The organism is Alkanindiges illinoisensis DSM 15370, from assembly GCF_000619845.1.
Lineage (GTDB): Bacteria > Pseudomonadota > Gammaproteobacteria > Pseudomonadales > Moraxellaceae > Alkanindiges > Alkanindiges illinoisensis.
Genome location: NZ_JHUX01000004.1, coordinates 248,835 through 266,249, shown reverse-complemented (window position 1 = coordinate 266,249; position 17,415 = coordinate 248,835). Strand labels below are relative to the sequence as shown.

Here is a 17,415-nt window from a genome sequence, read left to right as displayed (position 1 = left end):
CGGGCTTAAAACTGCCGGTTTAATTTAAGGCCCAGTAGCCAGTTGCGGCCTTGTGCGGGTTCAAAAAAACGGCCATTCGATTCATTGACAATCACCGAGCCAATATAGTTTCGGTCAGTGAGGTTATCCAGCCGGGCCAGACCTTGCAGGGTATAAGGGCCAAAACTGTGTTCTGCCACCAGTCGCAAGCTGGCAATAGTATAACTGTCAGCCGCATCGCTATTGCGGTCATCCACATAAATCTTGCCACTATGGCGCAGTTCCAGTGCCGTTTTTAAATAAGGCTGAATGGCCCATTCGGCTTCAAAAAATGCCATGGTTTTGCTGGTGCCAGGAATCTGGTTACCCGCAGCAACAGCATCACCGCTGGAACCCAAATTAAAGCGGTTGCGGTAGCTGGCGTCCAGATAGGTGAGGGCAGCATTCAAGCGCAAATTGTCAAATGGCTGGCTTTCAATAGCCAGTTCAGCGCCCTGCCTGCGGGTTTTGCCTACATTGTGATAGACCGAACGGCCAGCACTGTTACTGAGCACTGCAATTTCATCATCCACATCGGCACGGAACAGGGCGGCATTAACACGTAGTTGCTCAGCAAGTCTGGCCTTGATGCCTGCTTCATAATGCCAGCCGCTACTGGCTTGCACCGTGTTATTCAAGCCGGCTGTCTGTACCGCATTATTCCGGTACGCCACTTCATTTAGGGTAGGGGTTTCAAAGCTTTGCCCGGCAGTGGCATACAGATTCAGATCAGGTGAATAGCGGTACAGCGCACCAAAAACTGGGGTTAAATCAGAAAACTGGCGTGAGCCACTATCGTCTGGATTGCCATCCGGATTGCTGTTAGCTGGCGTTGTTCCATTAATCATATAATGATCATTTGATTTAAACCGCACATGGCTGCTACGCAAACCAGCACTCAGCATCCATTGTGGGTCAACATCCCATTCGGCTTGAATATAAGGATCAACATTGCTGGCGGTGTTGGTTTCATTGCGTTTTAACGCGCCCAGTATGCCTAGTGTGGTGACACCATTATTGACCTGAAAATTCTGGAAACCCTTGCGCTCTTCTTCCATCTGATCCAGTGAGATGCCGGCAGTCAGGCGTAGCGGCTGGTTCAGCAAGCTGTGTTCGGTGCTATAGCGCAAATCCATACCCTGATAATTGCGGTCAAGGTCAATCACGCCACCGCCATGGTTGGGATTGTTTTGTGGCGCAACGGGAATAGACTGGAACTGGCGCACGTCACGCGTGCCTGCGTAGGCGGTAATCTGAATGTCACCACTACCCATACGGCCTTTAAACACGGCACCCAGCTGGTTTTGATCCACGCTTTTTCGCGTGTTGTAATCCAGCGCGGGTTGTGCCACCGCTTTTGGGTTGGCATTGACATCACTGCGGGTCAGGCCCAGCGGGTCCTGTGCTTCCGGCATGTGTAAGGCATTGAATAGCAGCATCAGGCTAGAATCAGGGCTTAGGTCATAGCCCAGCTTGGCATTGAGCAACTGGCGCTTGGCCGCACTATGCTCGCGATAGCCATCAATCTCCATGTTGGACAAGCTAAGTACATGGCTTAAATCACCCGACTTGCCGCTGCTTTTGAGTGTTTCACGCAGCAGGCCATCCGAACCAGCCGATACCCCGGCTTCAAGGTTCTGGCCGGGCTGGGGATTTTCGGTAAATAGCTGAATCACCCCACCCGAAGCATTGCCATAAAGGGCAGAAAATGGCCCGCGCAACACTTCCAGCCGCTCGGCACTTTCAAGGTCAAAGTTGGCGGCCTGTCCCTGACCATCCGGCATGGTGGCGGGTATACCGTCGGTGTACAGGCGCACACCACGCACGCCAAAGGTAGAGCGTGCACCAAAGCCACGGCTGGAAATTTGCAGGTCCTGCGCATAGTTTTGCCGGTTGAGCACACTAATACCAGGCACCCGCACTAAAGCTTCAGACAGGTTAACCCGTGGCCCTGCACTGGCAATAGTACTGGTATCAATACGGTCTACCGAGGCAGGCAATTCAAAAGCATCACGTCCACTCCGTATAGCGGTGACGACAATAGTAGGGAGCACCGTAGCGGTTGGGGTCTGCTTGGTTAAGCCACTGGCTGAACTGCTTGCTGCAATATTGCTGGGCCATGTGCCAGTTTGCTGCTGTTGTGCCTGCTGATGATCAGGTGTACCAGACTCCGCCATTACCGACAGCGCAGGACACAGCAGGATTAGCGGAATTAACGGTTTAATGATCAGCGAGGTCTGGTACTGTGGGGTGGGACGTAAATTGAGTAACAGGCGTAAAACCGGCAGGTCAGTCATTACAGAATCCTAAAGCAGCAAGCGGTCTATCACAGGGAGTTAGACAGGGGCCGAAAACAGGCTCGAAAAAAATCAGTGATTTGATGGGTTTTGCCAATAAACCACAGCGTAAAGCATTCTGGTGCTAATGATAAATCGCATCAAAAATCGGAGGTTATCGTGTTCCTGCCAGTCTGAATACATACATTGCGTTACCCGGCCCGGCCTGTAAGGTATTTGCGCCGCCAAACTGGTCGTAACCGGAATTAATAATCAGATTATTGCCACCAATATACGCACCCACCTGATCAATGGTGCCGCCAGTACCACTGATGCCATTAACCCCATTGACCGGCTTGGCGGTGTTATATGACCAGAGTTCCTTGCCATCACTGCTGCGAAAGGCTTTCATCACCCCATCCAGCGAACCGGCAAAGACTACATCATTGGTGACGGCCACTGCTGCCGAATAAGCCGAAGGATAGCTGTTGCCATCACTGGCGATATGGCTGGGATGCTGCTCCCACAGGAGGTTGCCGTGATCAATATCCAGCGCATAAATACCGGGCTTGGCATTGGGCGCCAGTGACATGCCACCCGATTGGGCACTGCCGGGATAACTGGTGATATTTGCAGTATCACTAAAAGGCATGTTGATCTGGTCAAGAGACAGGGCATTCATTTTATTGATCATCACATCACTGACTGCCACATACAGGCGCTGCTGATCGGTGGCCATGCCCCAGTGAATACCCCCCAGATTGGCCCCGGCTCCCAGCCGTTTTTGCCAGTTTAACTTGCCGCTTGATGCATCCAGTGAATAGACCATGCCATTTTTGGAGCCGGCCAGAATTACCTTTTGGCCACTGCTGGTGGTATGGATAATGGGTGAGGCACCAAAGTCAAAATCGTTGCTGTGTAAGGGATTGCAGGGGCCATCCAGCGGAAATGGCGAACCGCAGGCCACGGGATAGGAGTCACTGGCTGTGGCCTGAAAAATCCATTTAACCTTGCCATTTCGGGTGTCCAGCGCAATGATGGCGTCTGAATTGTTGGTTGTGGGCGCACTGTAGTTCTGGCCTGTACCGATATAAACCGTGTGGCTATCCTCATCAATGGCAGGGGTGCTCCACACGGGCACGCCATTGGGGCCTTGCAGTAAATCCCACTGGCGTTGTGCCGGGGCTGTGGTGTGATAGGTCCAGTCAATCTTGCCGGTATAGGCATCTACAGCAACCAGCAGGCCATGCGATTCACAACAGGCCAGCACCAGCTTGGACAGTGCAGTAAAAATTTCACGTGATGCCATGCCAACCAGCAGTTTGCCCTGATAAAATTGCGGCGTGGCTGTAATGCGGTGATAGTCAGGCGCTGTACCCACAAATTTTTGCCACAGCAACTGGCCAGTCCGGGCATTCATGACATGCAAATGGCCTTCACTATCACCAGCAACGACCAATGGCGGCTTGTTGCCCATTGCAGGCACATAATTCATGGCACGAAAGCCATCGCCACCAGATAGTGAAGAACCCACCTTGACGGTATAGCTCCAGTATTCACAGCCCGTGGCACGATCCAGCGCCACAATGCTGGAGCGGGTAGGAGTATAAATCACTTGCCGGGTGAGTACAGGCGAGCCTCGGCGCTCGGTGGCATCCGGGTCTGGTGCAATGTGCACATAGGCCAGTTCAAGCTGGTTGACATTGCCAGAATTGATGGCTGAAATGCCCTGCCGGGTGTTGCTCAGGTTATAACCCAAGCTGTTGGCCAGCACCTGTTGCACCGGTTCAATGGGGGTGTTGCAGCGTGAGGCCAGCGCAGCCTGCATGCTGCCCAGACTACTGATGGCCAGTAAGGTGGTTAACCCGTAATGCTTCATCCTGAAGCCTCCTTGTTCTTGATGCGTGCATTGCTTTGTTTATTACGCTTGTATTGTCGTTTTTCAGTTTGATGCCATTGTGACCAGCCAGTACTGATAAAGCCAAGAGAACAGCGTCACAGTTTTACCTAAATTACTCAAAAAGCTTGGTTTTATGTCCCTGCTATAGTTCAGCTTAAAACCTGTTCCCACTGTGTTTTCCACTCATTTTGATATTAGATAAAAGGCTGCAAGCCATAAACCGATTATTGCAAAGCCTGCCTAAAATTAACTGGCGAAAACTGCCATTTGCGCTGATAGTAAGCGTTAGCAGAGCAAGTCAATGTCTTTAAGTACTGCACTAAAACCATAGGTACTTTTCGAATTACTATTTACTGCCAAACCACAAGCTGCCATTAAATCTTCATTGTTCAGTCGGGACTTACAAAACAGCGGGCAATCCTGATCAAAAATCCTGTTTAAGCGATTTTGGCCTTGGCTAGACTTCAAATATGACTTTAGCGTAACAGGATAAAACAGATGAAAAAAATACAGCAGCTTTTACTGGCAACCCTGTTGCTGGCAGGTTTGGGTTCGATGGCGCAGGCCGCCAGTTTTGATTGCAACAAGGCACGCCTGAATACCGAAAAAACCATTTGTGCCAACCGTGGCCTCAATGACCGTGATGTTAAAATGGCAACCACTTTTAATATTATGAGCCATGCGGTGCCCATGGGCGGGCGTGACCACCTGATTGATGAACAGGTGATCTGGCTTAAGCAGCGCAACGGTTGTGGCAGTAATGTCGCATGCATTGCCAATGCCTATCAAAACCGACAAAAACAACTGGATCAGATGTTACAGGATCGGGTGTTTTCACATGGCCCATTTTAAGGGGTTTTTCAATTTTGGATAAAAAATAAGCCAAATTGTGGATAACTTTGATGTTATTAACAGCATATTAACAAGCGTTTATCCACAGTCAAACTATTGACCAAAGCCAATCTCATTGCATAAAAATAACTCAAACAATTCTTCTGATGCTTGAAAAAAAACAGGACTGGCCCCACTCCGTTTGACAAACCATTTTGGGTTAAACAGGAGTTAACAATGAGCGAATCTACCGAAAACCAAGCAGAAAACCAAAATAACTCGCAGACCGGCAACGCACAGGCCAAAAGTTATAGCTTTCAGGCTGAAGTTGCCCAGTTACTGCATTTGGTCACGCACTCGTTATATTCCAATCCGGAAATTTTCCTACGTGAACTAATTTCCAATGCCTCGGATGCCTGCGACAAGCTGCGTTTTGAAGGGATTAATAATGGCGCACTGTATGAAAATGATCCGGATTTGCATGTGCGCATTAGTCTGGATAAAGACAATAAAACCATTACCATCAGCGATAACGGCATTGGCCTGACTGAAAGCGAGGCGATTGATAACCTGGGTACGATTGCCAAATCCGGCACCAAGGATTTTATGTCCAAGCTGACCGGCGACCAGAAAAACGATGCCCAGCTGATTGGCCAGTTTGGCGTGGGTTTTTATTCCGGCTTTATTGTGGCCGACAAGATTACCGTGGAATCGCGCAAGGCTGGTGAGCCAGCCAGCAATGGCGTGCGCTGGATTAGCGGCGGCACAGGCGATTTTGATGTTGAGCAAATCACCAAGGAAAGCCGTGGCACCGATATTATCCTGCACCTGCGTGACGATGCCGTAGAGTATCTGGAAGCGTGGAAGGTCAAGCAAATCGTTAACAAGTACTCCGACCACATCAGCCTGCCGATCCAGATGAGAAAGGAAGTTTGGCAGGAAGCGGAAGAAGGTGCAGATGCCGATGCTGAAAATGCAGAAGGCAAAATGGTACTGACCGATGAATGGGAAACCATTAATTCGGCCAGTGCGCTGTGGACCCGCAACAAAAAAGATATTTCAGACGAGCAGTACACCGAGTTTTACAAACAGTTTAGCCATGACTTTGAGGCGCCGCTGGCCTGGAGCCATAACCGGGTTGAAGGCAGCACTGAATACACCCAGCTCTTGTATATTCCAGCCAAGGCACCGCATGACCTGTTTACCCGCGAGCAAAAATCCGGCATCAAGCTATATGTGAAGCGCGTGTTCATTATGGATGAAGCAGAAAACCTGATGCCATCCTACCTGCGCTTTGTGAAAGGTATTATTGACAGCGCTGATCTGCCGCTGAATGTAAGCCGTGAGCTGTTACAGGAAAGCAAGGATGTGCGCACCATTCGTGAAGGCAATGCGCGCCGTGTGCTGAGCCTGCTGGATAGCCTGGCCAAGAGCGAGGACAAAGAACAGCAGGACAAATTTGCCACCTTCTATAAAGAGTTTGGCGCCGTGCTGAAAGAAGGTCTGGGCGAAGATTTTGGCAACAAGGACAAAATTGCCAAGCTGCTGCGTTTTGCCTCTACCAACACTGATGACGTGACCGTTTCGCTTGCCGATTACAAGGCCAACATGAAAGACGGCCAGGATGCTATTTATTACCTGACCGCTGAAAGTCTGGCGGCGGCAAAGAACAGCCCACAACTGGAACTGTTCAAGAAAAAAGGCATTGAAGTGCTGCTGATGACCGACCGTGTGGACGAGTGGGCACTCAACTTCCTGACTGACTTTGATGGCACTCCACTGCAAAGCGTGGCCAAAGGTGCGGTTGACCTGGGCAAGTTGCAGGACGAGGAAGAGAAAAAAGCCGCTGAAACTGCGGCTGAAACCCTTAAGCCCACGCTGGACAAGCTTACCGATAGCTTAAAAGACAAAGCCAAGGAAGTGCGCGTCACCACACGTCTGGTGGATAGCCCAGCCTGTTTGGTGGTGGGTGATCAGGACTTGTCGCCACAACTGGTACGTATGCTGAAACAGGCTGGCCAGCCTGTACCGGAAACCAAGCCTATCCTGGAAATCAATCCGGAGCATCCACTGGTGAAACGTCTGGAGAGTTCAGCACAGTTTGATGATCTGGCCAATGTGATTTTTGATCAGGCGCTACTGGCTGAAGGTGGTGTCCCAGAAGATCCAGCAGCCTATTTAAAACGCATTAATAACCTGCTGTTGGGTTAAGGGTTTAGCAATTAACCTGAAGCTGTAAAAAGGGAGCCTGGTGCTCCCTTTTTTGCGCATAAAAATAACTAAAAACTGCTATGCTGATTATTAAAAATCAAACTTATTAAAGAAAAATAGCCATGTTTAGAATACAGATTAGCCCTTCATTGGCACTAGAGCTATTGGACCTGCCACATGCAGCGGCCTTATTTGAATTGACCAGCAAAAATCGGGAGTTTTTAGCGCGCTGGCTACCGTGGGTTGGTTTTATTCAACGTATTGAAGACACCGAAAAATTTATCCAGTCCACCAAACAACAGTGGGCCAGTGGCAATGGCTTTCAGTGTGCCATTTTTTATCAGGAAAAACTGGCAGGTATCATTGGCTTCCATGAATTTAACCGTAGTAATGACAGCGCCAGTGTGGGCTACTGGCTCGGTGAGCAATATCAGGGCAAAGGGCTAATTCAGCAAAGTTTGCCGGTGCTCATTGCGCAGGCTTTTAAAACCTATGCGATTCAGCGCGTTGTTATTCGTTGTGCAGTTAATAATCACAAAAGCCGGAAGATTCCAGAAAAACTTGGCTTTCAACTGGAAGGCATATTAAAGGCAAATGAAAAATTACACGGAGAGTATATTGATCAGGCTATTTATAGTTTAATTAAATCATAGCCTGATCAAATCATAAGCTGAAACATACAGGATAAAAAAGACTTAAAACACCGCTTCCAGCCGCAGGAAGGTGGACAGGTAATGGTCGCGATTCAGATCCTCGTCATTGTAGTAGTTTACGTCGGTCTGTAAATAAAACCATTCACGTAAAAACGGCTGGCGCCATGATACAAACGGACCGTAGCCGTTTAAGTGAAAATCCTTGTCCTTGGCACGGCCACCGGTATACAGGCCATAACTAAAGGTGTTGTCGTGGAAAAAACTGTGCTGGCGAAACAGGCGGTTTTCCCAGCGCACGCCCACATCCTTGTCCTCATCGGCATAGGTAATGCTGGCCTGATCGGCAATAAATGGTTCGCCATCGCGATGATGACGGATTTCAAGGTTGGTGCGTGCATAGTTCTGGCTATTGGAGCCATAGCGGTAGACCTGCTCGGCACGGGTGGTGAAGTTATCCGGTAGCGTCCAGTCCCGTGAAATTTTGATCCGGCCATAGACGTCTTCTGCGCCATCACGCAACCCCACGTCAAAGTCGGTATCGAATAAATCGGTTTTCATCCAGTCACTAAAGCGCACGGCAACCGAATTATTTTCCCGTTTAGTTGCGTCCTGATCCAGCGTTTTTTTAGGCTCAGCCGCTGCATTGGGATTAGTAATGGCCACGTTGCCACGTAATTCATCGTCCAGACTGTCATCACCAAACACCAGACTCAGGCGTTTTTCCAGGGTCGGCAGCTTGATCTTGCCGCGTATCCGGGGCTTGACTTCAATATCATCATATTCATTCCAGGTGGTATCTGCCATCACCCGGATACTGGCGCGTGCCGGTTTTTCCGGATCAGGCTCACCAAACCAGTCATCCATCTTATGGGCCTGCCGTTGCAAATACTGCCGGAAGCGCTCATGCCGCTTGTCTGCCCAGGTTTTATCCTTGGTTTCTTCCTGTGAGGCAACGATTTTATCCTGTGATTCCGCAGGCAAAATGGTTGGCATGGCATCAATGGTTTCAGGAATCACACTTAACATGAATTCCGGCTTGTTGCTGGCATCAGGGCTAGTACTGGGCTGTTCAGCGGGAACAGGTTCAAGAACTGGCTGGCTATTGAATGCAGCAGGCTGAACCACTTTGGGACGGGGTTTGCGCTTTGCTTTTTGTGCGGAAGCTACTTTGCGTGTATTGCCAGCAGAAGTTTTTTTGGACTTTACCTTGGCTGTCAGCGCCTTATGTGACTTGGCTGTAGGGTGCACAGCTGTGCTTGGTACAGTATTTCCTGTTGCTGCCAGTGCAGGCAGACTGGCAAATAGACCCAAACCAATGATGGTACTTACACCCAAAAAATAAATTTTCATTTTTTCAAAAACATTTTAATTGATGGGTTAAAAGTAGGGCAGCAGGCATTTTTTTGTTATTATTTTTTTGTTAAATAACAATGAATAAGAAAACAAAATTGTTACGGCGTTATGGCAAGAAAACGATTGCTTTTTTCTAAAGTTAGTAAAATTTAATTTTGACTACCAAATTTTAAGAAAAAGTAATAAAATAGCTTTCTTAAGACTGCCTTAAGTTTTAATTTTCAACACAAATTCTCTGGTTGTTTTCCTAGATTCTGTTTTAATTCAATGGTTGACCGCTGTGTTAATCATAGAGCCATAAAGCATGTTACTCCAGACGTTACTGGCCTTTAGGCCAAGCAACAACGATCTTGTTTTTGCCATTAAAACCTTTTTGGCTGCCATGCTGGCGCTGTTTATTGCCATTTCCCTAAACCTGCAAAATCCAATGTGGGCCATGGGGACGGTATTTATTGTGGCCAATCCGCTGGCAGGTGTGCTGTCGTCCAAAGCCGTGTATCGCATGCTGGGTACACTGGCCGGGGCTTGCCTGTCCATTCTGGTGCTACCGCCATTTATTAACAGTCCGCTACCATTTAGCCTGATCATTGCGCTGTGGGTTGGCTTTTGCCTGTATGTGTCATTACTAGATCGCACACCGCGTAGCTATTTTTTTATGCTGGCCGGTTATACCATGGCCATGATTGGCTTTAGTGCAGTGGCCGATCCTACCCATTTGTTTGATATTTCACTGTCGCGCTTTGAGGAAATTACGCTGGGCATTTTATGTGCCACCGTGATTTCGCGGGTGTTTTTTCCAGTGAATATTGCCGGGGTGCTGTCGGGCCGCATTGATAAATGGTTTAGCGACATTGAAAGCAATTTCAAGGATTGCCTGGCTGGACACAGCAGCCCGGAAACTATTGTGAAAGAAGCGCAGCGCTTTGCCGCAGATAGCACTGAGATTCATGCGCTGGCCATTCACCTGTCTTATGAAAACAGTGCATTGCGACGGCAAACCCGTAGCGTGCAGGCATTGCAGCATCAAATGATATTGCTGGTTCCTGCACTGGTAGCGCTGGCTGACCGTGTGCATACGCTTAAGGAATCATTGCCCAATTTTGATAATCTGCTGATGCAGGTGCAACAGCAAACCGAGCAGTTTATTGCAGGCACACCGCCAGAAAACCAGACTGAACTCAGCTTTATTCCGCCATCCATTTTGCAAAAATTTGAGCAAATGCTGGCGATTGCCGATACCCGCGAAAAGCTGATGATTATGAGCGCGCGTGAGGCATTTATCTTTTTTATCCAGCACTTCCAGACCCTGCGGCTAATCTGGCAGTGTGTTAAAACCGGGCAGCGCCTGCCGGATTTTATTGAGCAAAATGGATTATCTGATCAGCGCTTGCATCGCGGCTTATACAGAGGCCTGCATCGGGATCATGGCGTGGCACTGCGTGGCGCAGTATCAGCGTTTCTGGCCATTGGTATTGTGTGTTTTTTATGGCACATGAGTGGCTGGCAGTATGGCTTTATGGCAGCGCAAATCACCGCCGTGTGTGCTTGCATTCTGACCTTTCTGGATAATCCAGTGCCTGCACTGGCGTCATTTCGGCTGGCCAGTATTTACTCGGCGCTGGTCGTATTTATTTATCAGTTTGCCATTTTCCCGGTAGTGCATGATTTTTTTACCCTGATGCTGGTGCTGTTCCCGTTTTTCCTGATTTTTACCAGCATGTTGCCTTATCCGGCCTTAACCGGGTTTGCCTTGCCGATTTTGATTAATACCGCTATGGGTCTGAATATCCGCAACCTGAATGAGCCAGTATTTGGGGCTTATATTGATAACAGCCTGGCTATTGTGCTTGGGATTTTAATACCCAGTTTTACCCTGGCACTGATTCGCAGCACCACGCCTGAACTTAGCGTGCAGCGGCTGGTACGACTACAATGGCGCGATGTGCAGCAGATTATTGAAAAGCCGGTGGTGCACCCATGGGCCTATTATATGCGTCGCCTGCTGGACCGGATTGGCCTGATGGCACCCCGGGTTTTGCGGGCACCGGCAATTCAGGCGGATATTAGCCAGTCCATTGTGGAGCTGGCTGGGGCAACCAATATCATCCGGCTCAAACGCACGCTGGATCGGCTTCCTGAACCCTGTAGCCAGCAGGTGAGCCAGTTGTTGCAACAAATCTGGAACTGGTACGACGCGCGCCTGAGCAATCAGGACTTTGATACGGCACAACTCCTTATGCAAATTGACCAGCTCATTTCTCAGGTCCTGTTGCAGCCCAGCAGCATGTTGCGTGATCAGGTGCTGGTGGCTTTAACCGGGGTGCGGCGTAGCCTGTTCCAGCATGCCGGGTATTATGTGGTGCCCAGTGAACCGATTCCGGCTTTAGGAGAAACATATGGCTGGCGAGGTTAATTTTTACGGGATTTATATTCCCTTAATCCTGATTCAGGCCTTGCTGGCTTATGTGCTGTATAGCGGCTTGATCCGATTGCTGGACAAATGGCAGTTGGGCCGCTGGATGGCGCTGCCAACAATTTTTAACGTGTGCCTGTACATTATTGTACTTGGGCTTATTGTGTGGATTTGCCACCTGCTGTTTTAAATCAGCCTACTTCTGGCTGGCTAGGGTTTAACTAAATACGATTTCCCTAAACACGGCTTAACTGGTTTTATGTGACGAGGCATCATGAATACGACACTGAACATCAAGTCTCAACAGGTTGTGCGCATTATCATTTTTGCAATCATTGCCATTGTAGCTGTAGCAGTGGCACTATCACTATGGCGCTATTACACGCAGGCGCCGTGGACGCGTGATGGTCGCATCCGCGGTGATGTGATGCGCATTTCAACCGATGTCTCAGGCCTGGTGAAAGATGTGCTGGTGCAGGACAACCAGCTGGTCAAAAAGGATCAGGTGCTGTTTACCTTGGACCCGGCCCGTTTTGAAATTGCCGTAGAGCAGGCCAAGGCCAATCTGGCCAAAGCACAGGCGAATCTGGCCAATTCGCAGCAGCAACGCCTCAGCGCACAGGCCACCATTAATCAGGCACAGGCTGGCGTACAGGCCGCGCAAGCCGAGGCCGAGCGTGCGCGGCGTGATCTGGCCCGTATTGAACAACTGGAAACTGCCAATGCCGTATCACGGCAGGAACAGGATCGTTACCGGGCTGCTCGGCTAGAGGCACAAGCCAATCTGGCCAAGGCCCAAGCCAATATTGAAGTGGAACGGCAAAACCTGAGTTCGGTGGGCACCAGCAGACAAGGCCTGGTGGCTGATGTAGCGAGTGCACAAGCCGCACTGGATCTGGCCTTGCTGAATTTGTCGCGTACACAGGTGAAAGCCCCCAGTGATGGCAACCTGTCCAACTTTGATCTCAAATCCGGCAATTACATTACGGCCGGCCAACCCATTGCGGCACTGCTTGATCCCAAACAGTTTTATGTGGTGGGCTATTTTGAGGAAACCAAGCTGTCCCGCATTCACATTGGTGACCCGGTGAGTATTCAGCTGATTGGCGATAACCGTGAGCTAAAAGGCCATGTGCAGGGCATTGCGGCCGGTATTGAAGACCGCGAGCGCACGTCCAGCAGCAGCATGCTGGCCAACATTAATCCCACCTTTAACTGGGTGCGGCTGGCGCAGCGTGTGCCGGTGCGCGTAACACTGGACACTATTCCCGATGCCAGCATGCTGGTGGCTGGGCGAACAGTGACTGTGCGCATTGAGGAAGACAATCGGCGAAACAAGCGATAAGCCATCATTAAATGCTTTAAGGCTTAATTAAAAAATCCCCGCACTGAACGGGGATTTTTTGCAGCCTGATTTGGCTATGTCAATTTGGCTGCGTCAATTTTACTTGTGGTCAGGAATTTCACAAGCTTCATCATTGCAAATTGGTGCTGCTTTGTCTTCCATTTCGTCGTCAGTATTGGCGCTGATGTTAGCTGCCTGCTGAAGTGCTTGCAGGAACACCTCACGTGGCTGAGCACCGGACAAACCAATTTGCTGGTTAAAAATAAAAAACGGTACACCGCGAATACCCAGTTGCTGCTGGGCAATTTGTTCATCCTGCCGTACTTCATCGGTAAAGTGATCGGAATCCAGCACGGCTTTGACTTCATTGGCAGGCAAACCAATCCGCGCTGCCACCTGTTCCACCACATCACGCTCGCCAATTGGCAACCCTTCGGTCATATAGGCATAAAAAAATGCTTCCTTGGCCGCATCAGCTAGTCCGTGACTTTCTGCCAGGTGAATGATCCGGTGCGCATTAAACGAGTTGCCTGATTGCGCTTTTTGCCACTGGAAATCAATGCCTTCATCGGCTGCCATCTCGGCCATTTGCCGTTGCAACTGTTCCATTTCGGCAACCGTTTTACCGTATTTCTTGGCAAGGCGTTCGGTATTCGAACTGTCGTGGCTGGCAGGTGCATTAGGGTCTAGCTCGTAGCTGTGCCAATGCACATCGATGTCAATACCAGCCTCACGGGCGACGTTTTCAAGGCGTTTTTTGCCGATATAGCAGAAGGGGCAGACCACGTCTGACCAGATGTCGATGCGTATAGGTTGCGTGGATTGCATAAAACTTCTCTAATATTTTTGAATAAACCAAAGATGAGGCTTGGCCTGAGAAATTTAAAGTAAAGTTTAGTGAGCGTTATGATAAAAGCCTGCGTAAAACCACTAAAAAATGCCATAAGTTTCTTTAGGGTTAGATCAATCAAAAATCTTTTCAGCGACCACAAACGGTAACGCAACCACATCAATGGCCACGGCAAATGGCAAAAGTACCAGTTTTTCAAATGGGTTTAAGCTTGACTTGGTTTTGTAGCTTTGTTCTTTACGGGTATAAATGCTGACTTGATAGGGTTTACTTAATGGTTTAAGTGCGCTCAGGTTACTGGCGACTGGATATACCACCCCAGCCAGATTGATGTTAAAACAAAAACGTTGTGCATTCATGCGCTTGTCACTGGATGTTGAGCATTCTTCTGCACCATTGGCAATAAAAAACTCAAGGTCTTTCTTGCTGATATCTTCTTGCAGCTTTACGTATGTGAGCGGTAACTTGCCTGAAAAATGGCCGTCATTTTTTTCAGAATAAAAACTTAAGGCTTGCGTAATCTGAATATTGGCGGGGTCGAGCTTATTAATTAATGTGACGAACTGAGTGCCTCCTTGCGTGAGCACATAGCTATTTTTTTGCCCGGCAATGACCAGACTGTCACTGGGCAAACTGGCCACAGTTTGTGCAGGTCTACCAAATGCAACAACCGTGTCTTCAACCAGGGTAATCTTGGTGGTTTGAGTATAAACCTGATCACCTTTATGGATTAGTGTCGAGGTGGCACAGCCGCCTAATAAAGCACTGGCTATACTGCAAACAGTCACCGCCAATCTTGTTTTTGCATGCCATAACATCATGAGTTACTTCCTAACTGCCTAAATTTGTATACTCCCACAGATGCTAAAATGTATACCACTATTCCAGTGTTTACGTGTTCTTAAAATTAAGTAAGAAAGATGAAAAGTCGATTACTAACTTCAATTTAACTTTTTACTTTGTTTTCCAATCGATGCTGATATAGTTCTAAAACGGCATTACTAAAACTATTTAAAGATGTTTTTGCCCAGAAATTAGCATACCAATTTAAATTGGTTGATAAACGGTAGTGAATATCAATACCTAATTTTGTTTTATTATCTCCATATGGACTAAGGGTATAACTTGTTTTCAATAAATCAAAATATTCTCCACCAATAGTGACATGCTCATCCAAAGCATAGGAAGGAAACGATGTTTGATCAAAATGAAATTTCCAGCTAATTTTTTGATTAGGAATATATTCAGTTATATGCTCTTCAAAATGGATGTTTTTTTCCCAGTAAATCTTACGAACTAATTCATTATTTTCTTCAACCGTCATGCCTGAAACAGGTTTGGGCACACCAATATTATAAATAAAATGTGAGCCAAGCTCTTCTGATTTAATATCATTAATATGATTGATTTGTTTCCAAACAGCTTCCACAGGGGCATTAATAATAATGTCTTTATGGGTCTGGTTATATTGAGTATTGGCTTGGGGTTTAGGTAAAAACAATAATAAGGGTAAAGCAGCCATAACAGGCAAATTTGATTTTGGTCTAATACCTATTTTACATAAAATATGACCGATTCCTCCTCCTAAAAGAAGTAAAGTCAACAAAATAGGGGAAGCCATGACTAGGCAAATGATGCCTTCTTGCAATAGAAATATGGCAATAATAATAAACATAACAAAGTTTTGTGTACATAACTGGAATATATACGCAGATGTTGTATCTGGTTGATTAATATGCGCAAAAAGTGCAATAAAAAGTCCAGTTAATAACGGCAAAGCAACTAAAAAACTTGAGGAAACTATCGACAAATGTATTTTTGAAAAGAAAGCAGATAGAGCTACTGTACAAAGCAGTAGGCCTAAATAAGCAATGGTTTCAGATTTATTTTTATGCTTATTCTGGGGATAGGGATATAAATAATAAAAGAGCTTTACATAGAGAAGGCTGGTTAAGATAGCAAGAGTCAGTACAAATACTAATGATCCGGATAAATGGTACTTTATATAGCTTAGTCTTATGCCTGCTGCTGCAATTGCAAGTGGGATAAGCCAAGTAATAGTAATCGCTTTATTATATCGATAAGCAATAATTAACGTAGTTATAATACTAAATAATAAGATAAAGGCAGTTAGTCCTGCCAATGTTGGGATTGAATTTTGAATAAGTAGTAATGTGGTGGTTATGATGGCTGGTACCGCAAGTGCTAACACTTCTTTCTTTGAAATTGTGCTCTCTTGATGGGATGATTGTTGATCGTTATTTTTATCTTTAAGCATATTTTTCATTTAAAATTGCCGCTCTTTTTCTCTTTGCCATTTTTGTTGATTAAACACAAAAAAATCCCCGTATTGCTACGGGGATTTTTCTTACCACCAAATCAAACCTTAAACACGTTCGATAATGGTTGCAATACCTTGACCCAGACCAATACACATGGTGGCAAGACCGATTTGCGTGTCTTGTTGTTCCATCACGTTCAGCAGGGTAGTAGTAATACGCGCACCAGAGCAACCCAGCGGGTGACCCAGTGCAATTGCTCCACCATTCAGGTTAATCATGTCCTGTTTGTCCATGATTCCTAGCGCTTTCATCACTGACAAGCCTTGTGCTGCAAATGCTTCGTTCAGTTCAACGGTTTGAATGTCGTTGATGGTCAAGCCAGCACGTTTCAGTGCTTTCTGGGTGGCTGGTACAGGACCATAACCCATAATAGCTGCGTCACAGCCAGCAACTGCCATAGAGCGGATTACTGCACGTGGTTTTAAGCCTAAAGACTGGGCACGTTCAGCAGACATCAGCAGCATGGCAGATGCACCGTCAGACAGCGCAGAAGAGGTAGCCGCAGTTACTGTGCCGGCCTTGCTTGGATCAAACACAGGACGTAGTGAAGCAAAAGACTCAAGGTTGGCATCAGGACGAATTACTTCATCAATTTCGCACAGCACTTTAAAGCCGTCAGCATTGTGACCTTCAACACCAATAATTTCATTGGCAAAGCGGCCTTCTTGCGTGGCAGCCCAGGCACGGCGGTGAGATTCAACACCAAAGGCATCCTGCATTTCGCGGGTAATGCCATTCATGCGACCCAGCATTTCTGCGGTCAGGCCCATCATGTTAGAGGCTTTCGCGTAATGCTTGGAGGCTTCCGGGTTGATGTCAATACCGTGCATCATGCCCACGTGGCCCATGTGCTCAACACCACCCACGATGAAAATATCACCCTGATTGGTTGCAATTTGCGCTGCCGCAGTATGAATCGCTTGCATGGAAGAACCACACAGACGGTTTACCGTTTGGCCAGCAACGGTTTTAGGCAGGTCAGCCAGCAAACCAATGTTACGGCCAATATTCATGCCTTGCTCTAAAGTCTGGTTCACACAGCCCCAGATCAGGTCTTCAACGTCATTCACGTCAAACTGGTTGCGGCGTACCAGCGCACGCACTAACTCGGCAGATAAAGAGTCAGCGCGCACATTACGGAACATGCCGTTTCTGGATTTGCCCATGGCAGAGCGAACGCCATCAACAATCACAACATCGCGTGGATTTAAATTACTCATGCA

General features: G+C 47.7%; 13 protein-coding genes. 6 read left to right on the top strand and 7 right to left on the bottom strand.

The features are described from left to right. Window positions 1–5 precede the first annotated feature (5 nt). Both Q337_RS17400 and Q337_RS0110085 read right to left on the bottom strand, forming a co-directional pair. Complete coding sequence (locus tag Q337_RS17400; RefSeq protein ID WP_051526776.1) at window positions 6–2,315, bottom strand: TonB-dependent receptor; 2,310 nt, start codon at window positions 2,313–2,315, stop codon at window positions 6–8. Between the two features lie 154 nt (window positions 2,316–2,469). Continuing rightward, the gene (locus Q337_RS0110085; RefSeq protein WP_026471494.1) at window positions 2,470–4,173 is read right to left on the bottom strand and encodes an outer membrane protein assembly factor BamB family protein; all 1,704 of its coding nucleotides are present in this window, start codon (window positions 4,171–4,173) and stop codon (window positions 2,470–2,472) included. A 576-nt stretch (window positions 4,174–4,749) separates the two neighbouring features. On the opposite strand from Q337_RS0110085, the gene Q337_RS0110080 reads away from it, so the two are divergent. From Q337_RS0110080 to Q337_RS0110070, 3 genes are all read left to right on the top strand, one after another. After that, window positions 4,750–5,046, top strand: a complete 297-nt coding sequence (locus Q337_RS0110080) for a lysozyme inhibitor LprI family protein (RefSeq protein ID WP_228133121.1) — start codon at window positions 4,750–4,752, stop codon at window positions 5,044–5,046. A gap of 216 nt (window positions 5,047–5,262) precedes the next feature. Next, window positions 5,263–7,236: a molecular chaperone HtpG gene (htpG, locus tag Q337_RS17395; protein WP_084494792.1), complete on the top strand. Its 1,974-nt coding sequence runs from the start codon at window positions 5,263–5,265 to the stop codon at window positions 7,234–7,236. A gap of 122 nt (window positions 7,237–7,358) precedes the next feature. After that, the gene (locus Q337_RS0110070; RefSeq protein WP_026471492.1) at window positions 7,359–7,889 is read left to right on the top strand and encodes a GNAT family N-acetyltransferase; all 531 of its coding nucleotides are present in this window, start codon (window positions 7,359–7,361) and stop codon (window positions 7,887–7,889) included. A 42-nt stretch (window positions 7,890–7,931) separates the two neighbouring features. Here Q337_RS0110070 and Q337_RS0110065 read toward each other — a convergent pair whose 3' ends face one another. Further along, complete coding sequence (locus Q337_RS0110065) at window positions 7,932–9,239, bottom strand: hypothetical protein (protein WP_228133115.1); 1,308 nt, start codon at window positions 9,237–9,239, stop codon at window positions 7,932–7,934. A gap of 307 nt (window positions 9,240–9,546) precedes the next feature. Here Q337_RS0110065 and Q337_RS0110060 point away from each other — a divergent pair, with 307 nt between their 5' ends. The 3 genes from Q337_RS0110060 to Q337_RS0110050 all read left to right on the top strand — a co-directional run bounded on the left by Q337_RS0110060 (window position 9,547) and on the right by Q337_RS0110050 (window position 13,000). Beyond that, entirely contained in the window at window positions 9,547–11,655 is a 2,109-nt protein-coding gene (locus Q337_RS0110060) for an FUSC family protein (RefSeq protein ID WP_026471490.1), read from the top strand. Beyond that, on the top strand, window positions 11,639–11,845 hold the full coding sequence (locus Q337_RS0110055; protein WP_026471489.1) for a DUF1656 domain-containing protein: 207 nt from the start codon (window positions 11,639–11,641) through the stop codon (window positions 11,843–11,845). The genes Q337_RS0110060 and Q337_RS0110055 overlap by 17 nt, the downstream gene beginning before the upstream one ends. Before the next feature lie 84 nt (window positions 11,846–11,929). After that, on the top strand, window positions 11,930–13,000 hold the full coding sequence (locus Q337_RS0110050) for an HlyD family secretion protein (protein WP_026471488.1): 1,071 nt from the start codon (window positions 11,930–11,932) through the stop codon (window positions 12,998–13,000). A gap of 99 nt (window positions 13,001–13,099) precedes the next feature. Here Q337_RS0110050 and Q337_RS0110045 read toward each other — a convergent pair whose 3' ends face one another. From Q337_RS0110045 to fadA, 4 genes are all read right to left on the bottom strand, one after another. Further along, window positions 13,100–13,810 carry a DsbA family oxidoreductase gene (locus Q337_RS0110045; RefSeq protein WP_026471487.1) on the bottom strand — a complete coding sequence of 237 codons (711 nt, stop codon included), beginning with the start codon at window positions 13,808–13,810 and terminating at the stop codon, window positions 13,100–13,102. Between the two features lie 153 nt (window positions 13,811–13,963). After that, entirely contained in the window at window positions 13,964–14,668 is a 705-nt protein-coding gene (locus tag Q337_RS0110040) for a YidX family protein (RefSeq protein WP_407636773.1), read from the bottom strand. Between the two features lie 128 nt (window positions 14,669–14,796). Continuing rightward, window positions 14,797–16,137, bottom strand: a complete 1,341-nt coding sequence (locus Q337_RS18835; RefSeq protein ID WP_156935769.1) for an SRPBCC family protein — start codon at window positions 16,135–16,137, stop codon at window positions 14,797–14,799. 99 nt (window positions 16,138–16,236) lie between these two features. Next, the gene (gene fadA / locus Q337_RS0110030; RefSeq protein ID WP_026471485.1) at window positions 16,237–17,412 is read right to left on the bottom strand and encodes an acetyl-CoA C-acyltransferase FadA; all 1,176 of its coding nucleotides are present in this window, start codon (window positions 17,410–17,412) and stop codon (window positions 16,237–16,239) included. Between the last annotated feature and the right edge of the window lie 3 nt (window positions 17,413–17,415).